General features: G+C 52.5%; 1 protein-coding gene and 1 pseudogene. One reads left to right on the top strand and one right to left on the bottom strand.

The window, feature by feature from the left end; genetic code table 11:
* Positions 1–2,165 (bottom strand): annotated as a pseudogene (locus WW58_RS02895) (hypothetical protein); the annotation flags it as partial.
* 300 nt (positions 2,166–2,465) lie between these two features.
* On the opposite strand from WW58_RS02895, the gene WW58_RS02890 reads away from it, so the two are divergent.
* The coding region (locus WW58_RS02890) for a hypothetical protein (RefSeq protein WP_046435285.1) at positions 2,466–5,175 on the top strand (2,710 nt) is incomplete at its 3' end.

The following is a 5,175-nucleotide window of genomic DNA, read 5'->3' as shown; positions in this document are numbered from 1 at the left end:
TGAAGGTCGGGCATGAAGCGGCGGTTGGCGATGCCGGAGGCCCTGTTGGAGGAAGCGTCCGTGGAGAAAGCCTGCTGAAGAACGGTTTTCAGTTCTTCCCTGCCCGTGCCCCCAAGGCTGGAAGGGCGGGCGGCCAGGGAGGAGGCGAACCAGGAGTCCCAGAGGGCGTCGTTGATCATCAGGCCGTGGTCCCAGAAGTCCCCCAGGGCGGCGTCCCCCATGATTTCGTTGTGGGAGAAAACCTTGTCGGCAGGAAGCATGGGATCGGCAAAAGCGTTGCCGATGCCTACGCCCGGCACGCCGGACTGGTAGGCGAAGCGTTTGGCGATGGCCGCCCTGGAGTCGCTCCTGTACCATCCCGGGGTGAGGCGGCATCCGGCAAAGCCGGCCAGGCTGGAGGGCTGCTGGAAGGGAAGCTCCGCGGCGACAATCTTGTTGACCTGCTCGGCTCCCGGCCCTCCGAAGGGGGAGAGCCTGGTGCCGTCATTGGAGAGGATGTTGGAGATGGTAATCGGGAAGAAATCGCTGTTGGCGTTCTTGACTTCAAACTGGTACGGGCTGTAGAGGCGCCCCAGTTCGGAGGCGGTGGGCATCTGGCCTCCCCAGAAAAGGGGGCTGGAGTGCTGCCATGTCTTGGCCCGGTAGTCCTTGCCCTCCGGATAGGCTCCTATCACGGGGGGCTTGCCCCATTTTACCGATACTCCATAGTAGGCGACAAATTCAGGATCCTTGTCAGGTTCTCCCTCTTTGCCTTGGAGCCATTCTTTGAACTTTTGCCCATTCTCTTGCCCAGGATTGCCAGGATTATTGTAATAAACCGCTTTGATAAGAATTTTATCGACAAGGGGCTTTTGCCAGACACCCCAATTCAAATTAAGAACGGCAGGCATATATTTCTCAAAAGCCTTGGGTTCTTCCGTAGAACTTCCTTGCAACTGGATGGGAGCAGTATTCCCGGAAATATTCATTAAGCCTGCGCCCATCACGAAAGTTCCCAATTTATTAGAATGGGCATCATGATTTTCTGTAAATCTATCAGCCAGAATATGGTTTTCAGGGGTTTTATCCCCTTCTGGGTCTAAATATGTACCTTGTATTTCTTCATAAGATTGAGCAAAGTCAATACTTGCTGTTGCTGTTCCTATTGGGTTGGATAGTCCGGAGTAAGGTTCATTTTCCCAGCCACTCCCGGACAGATTTTTATAGAGTAACCCTGCTTTCCATTCCACAGCATAAGGAGAGACCTGGGAGGGATTTGCGCTCCATCCTTCCTTAAACGGCAACCCATCCACATAACTATCCGTATTATCTCTTTTGATTGTAATAATATCCTCGTATGAAGCTACCGGCTGGGAAAAAATGACTATTTCCCCTGATTTTAGAACAGGAATAGCGCCTTTCTTTATGGAAGCATTGCTAATAGCCGTATCGGTTCTGAATGATGCTCCAAAATCTGCAATTTGCCGCATTCCAAATCTTTTCCACACTCCCTGACTGTTTCGATTGTACGGGGTCATCGGGTGTTCATACTTTCTCGTCAAATCCTTCATCCAAGACTCATTTATACCGTAAAATTCCCTTTTTCCGATATTGCATACATCAAAATTACCGCTAGTTAATAACGGCATAAATCTGTATTCTCCAAAATACGCTCCCCAGGGGGAACCATCTCCTCCTTGCATGTTCATGTCCACATTGTATGGATTCCACCAGACGTACACGGGGATAATGGCCAAATTAACATCAACAAACCCGCCTCCTGTTCTAGCGTGATATCCTCCATCTGCATCTAAAAGATCATTGAGCGGTTTGTTTTGGTGATTTGTCAGGAGCAATCCTACAAAGGAATAAAAGCGCAGCAGGATGGGATGGCGCATGTACGTGTAGCGGTTGTCCATCATCTCCAGGTTCGCCGCGGCATCCGCCGCAATCAGCGTGCTGGGAGCGCTTCCGTTCCACTGAAGGGTGGCGGAGGCATCCTGGCCTTCCCTCTTCGTGGAGGAGTCCCACACGTTCGCCCAGAGGTAAAGCTGGTTCCAGGAGCCAATCGGCCGGTTCCGGTCCGACGGGTTGCCGTCCTCAGACGTGTACGGACGCAACCCTATGTCCGCCGTATCGCCACGAAATTCCGCAGGCAGTTTTTCTTGAGAAAATATGATATTCAAGTCTTTTTTTAATCCACCGAATTTAGAATCCGATTTTTCTATAAAAATCATAATATAAACCTTTAAGAACGGAATTGGATAAAAATGCGATTTTTCTTGCCTTATTTTTCTTTCCAATTGTCCCGGAGCCTGTTTGCTCTGCTCAACGTGTGCCCTGTTGAACCAACTTTGAGCTTGCATGAACTGCCTCTTTTTTGTATTGGCTAGAGTTAAGAATTGGCTCTTCGCACCTTTGTGACAGCAGAGGTTTTTCCTCCTCACACTCGAACGGAAAGGGGCCTGCCGAAACCCATCATTTTCATGAAGATCAAACTTTTCACTAAACGTCCTGTCAGGCATGTCAGCAAGGGGTTTGCCCTGATTGCCACCATTACCCTGATGATGCTTTTAGCCCTCCTCAGCGTCGGCCTTTTAACCATTGCATCTTCACAGGTCCGTATTTCCGAGAAACAGCTTTTTGCGGCGGAGGCCAAATCCCTCGCCAGATTTTCCCTGGAAGTAGCTTTGGGCCAGCTTCAGTGTGAATTGGGCCCTGACCAGCGTGTTTCCGCCAATTCCGGCATTCTTTCTTCCGGAACCAGCGAAGGAAACGCCCCTTATATTCTGGGTGTCTGGAACAGCTGGGATTCCTGGCTCAATACGAATAACTCCGAGGGTATGAACATCTCGGCCACCTATGATACAGGAAGAAAATCCATGTTCCGCCGCTGGCTCATTTCCGACCCTGATTTGCGCAGGCTCAGTTCTCTGGAAGCGGGTAAAAATCTGTTGGGCAAACGTTCTCTCTCTAACCAGAACTTCCGCAGCGTCGCCCTGGTGGGACCAGGCACGATAGGGACATCCGTTGGAGCCAGGAATCAGGATAAAAAGGAAATCTACGCCCGCATGGTGCGCGTAGATGATTCCTCCAAGACCACAGGACTGAAAAAGAATGCTAACTCCCGTAAATATATAGCCTGGTGGGTCACGGGGGAAAACCAGAAAGCGCGTATCAATTTGATGCCGCATGCTTCTGAAGAAAGTACGGATGCCCTGACGGTGCTGCGTTCCACCTGGGATACGCCCGGCCCCGATCTGGAGTCTCTCAATCTTTCTTCCGTAATGACGGCGGGATCCGGGAACGACATGTCCGCAGTCAGAAAGCTTATCTCTCTTGATTCTCTGCTGGCCAACAATAAAAACGGACGTTTGAAGGATTTGGGTGACGTTTACCACGACATCTCTCTGGTTTCTTCCAGTTTGCTGACGGATTCTAAATTCGGCGGTCTTAAGAAAGACCTCAACATTATGTTTTCCCAGGAAAAACTTCCTGAAGAATTTCGCGGCGATACGGCGGACATAGGGTTGCGTCCGTACACGTCCGAGGACGGCAACCCGTCGGACCAGAACCGGCCGATCGGCTCCTGGAACCAGCTTTACCTCTGGGCGAACGTGTGGGACTCCTCCACGAAGAGGGAAGGCCAGGATGCCTCCGCCACCCTTCAATGGAATGGAAGCGCTCCCAGCACGCTGATTGCGGCGGACTCCGCAGCCAGCATGGAAATGATGGACAACCGCTACACGTACATGCGCCACCCCATCCTGCTGCGCTTTTATTCCTTTGTAGGACTTAACTACGTCAAACACGGCAACAAGCATCCCAACCGTGGAGGATGGATCGACTTCCGTATTGCCGTCATTCCCGTGTACGTCTGGTGGAATCCGTATAATGTGGATATGAAGCTGACCGGGGCCAACGGAGGTGTCTGGGGCGCCTACTTCGGCGAGCACCGCTTCATGCCCCTGCTGCTTTCCCATAATGTTAAATTCGCATGGAACCAACTGGATGAGAATGCACTCTCCAATTATGGAGAATCCTGCCTGATCCCCTATTTGAACGCTTCTTATAACAACCGCCAGGTGGCGGATTTCGGCGCCTCTTTCCGAACTACGGCCAAACTTAACAGTGACGGTTCCACCGTCAAGGGAGAGCCTTCCACCTTGAAAGCAGGCGAGATCATCGTCTTTGCCCAGCCGGTCGTTTCCAACATCGCCAACGGTAACGAAGTTTACAAAACAAAGCCCAACAGCGGTGATTTCAAACCGGACAGATTCCCGCTCAAAGAGGGATGGTCCCAGGAACCGGGACAAGTCAGCTCTTATGCCGTCAACCTGACGGACGGCGTCCGTTATGAACTTCTGGACGGCAGCGGATATAACCAGGTAGGCATTGCCAAGGCTTCCGTTATCTTCGCGGAAGATACCAGCCGGCTCAACGGAACGCCGGACAATCATGTTCTCGCCGTCAAATACGGAGACAAGGGTGCCTCCAAAGCCCTGGGAACCTTCGTGATGGGGGCCGGCCTGATGGATCCCAACAAAATGAACAGTTCCTCTTCCCTGAATGGGAAAAGCACGGCGGAAATAGAAATTTTCTCCAAGACCATGCCGGCCATCCTCAACCTGAACTGGGGTGCCTGGGAAAAACCTCTTGTTGACCAAATTAAACTTCCCGCAGAAATGTGGGAACGCAACGAAGGGACCAATGAAGAAGCTAAAAAAGCGGGCGAATACGGCACGCCCTCTTTGGACTCCACGTTTGTCGCCTACTATGGAGTATCGGTAAAATGGGGCAAACCCCCCGTGATTGGAGCCTATCCGGAGGGCAAGGACTACCGGGCCAAGACATGGCAGCACTCCAGCCCCCTTTTCTGGGGAGGCCAGATGCCCACCGCCTCCGAACTGGGGCGCCTCTACAGCCCGTACCAGTTTGAAGTCAAGAACGCCAACAGCGATTTCTTCCCGATTACCATCTCCAACATCCTCTCCAATGACGGCACCAGGCTCTCCCCCTTCGGAGGGCCGGGAGCCGAGCAGGTCAACAAGATTGTCGCCGCGGAGCTTCCCTTCCAGCAGCCCTCCAGCCTGGCCGGCTTTGCCGGATGCCGCCTCACCCCGGGATGGTACAGGAGCGACTCCAGGGCGGCCATCGCCAAACGCTTCGCCTACCAGTCCGGCGTGCCGGGCGTAG

It is taken from the genome of Akkermansia sp. UNK.MGS-1, from assembly GCF_000980515.1.
Lineage (GTDB): Bacteria > Verrucomicrobiota > Verrucomicrobiia > Verrucomicrobiales > Akkermansiaceae > Akkermansia > Akkermansia muciniphila.
This window is presented reverse-complemented; position numbering and strand designations above follow the sequence as displayed.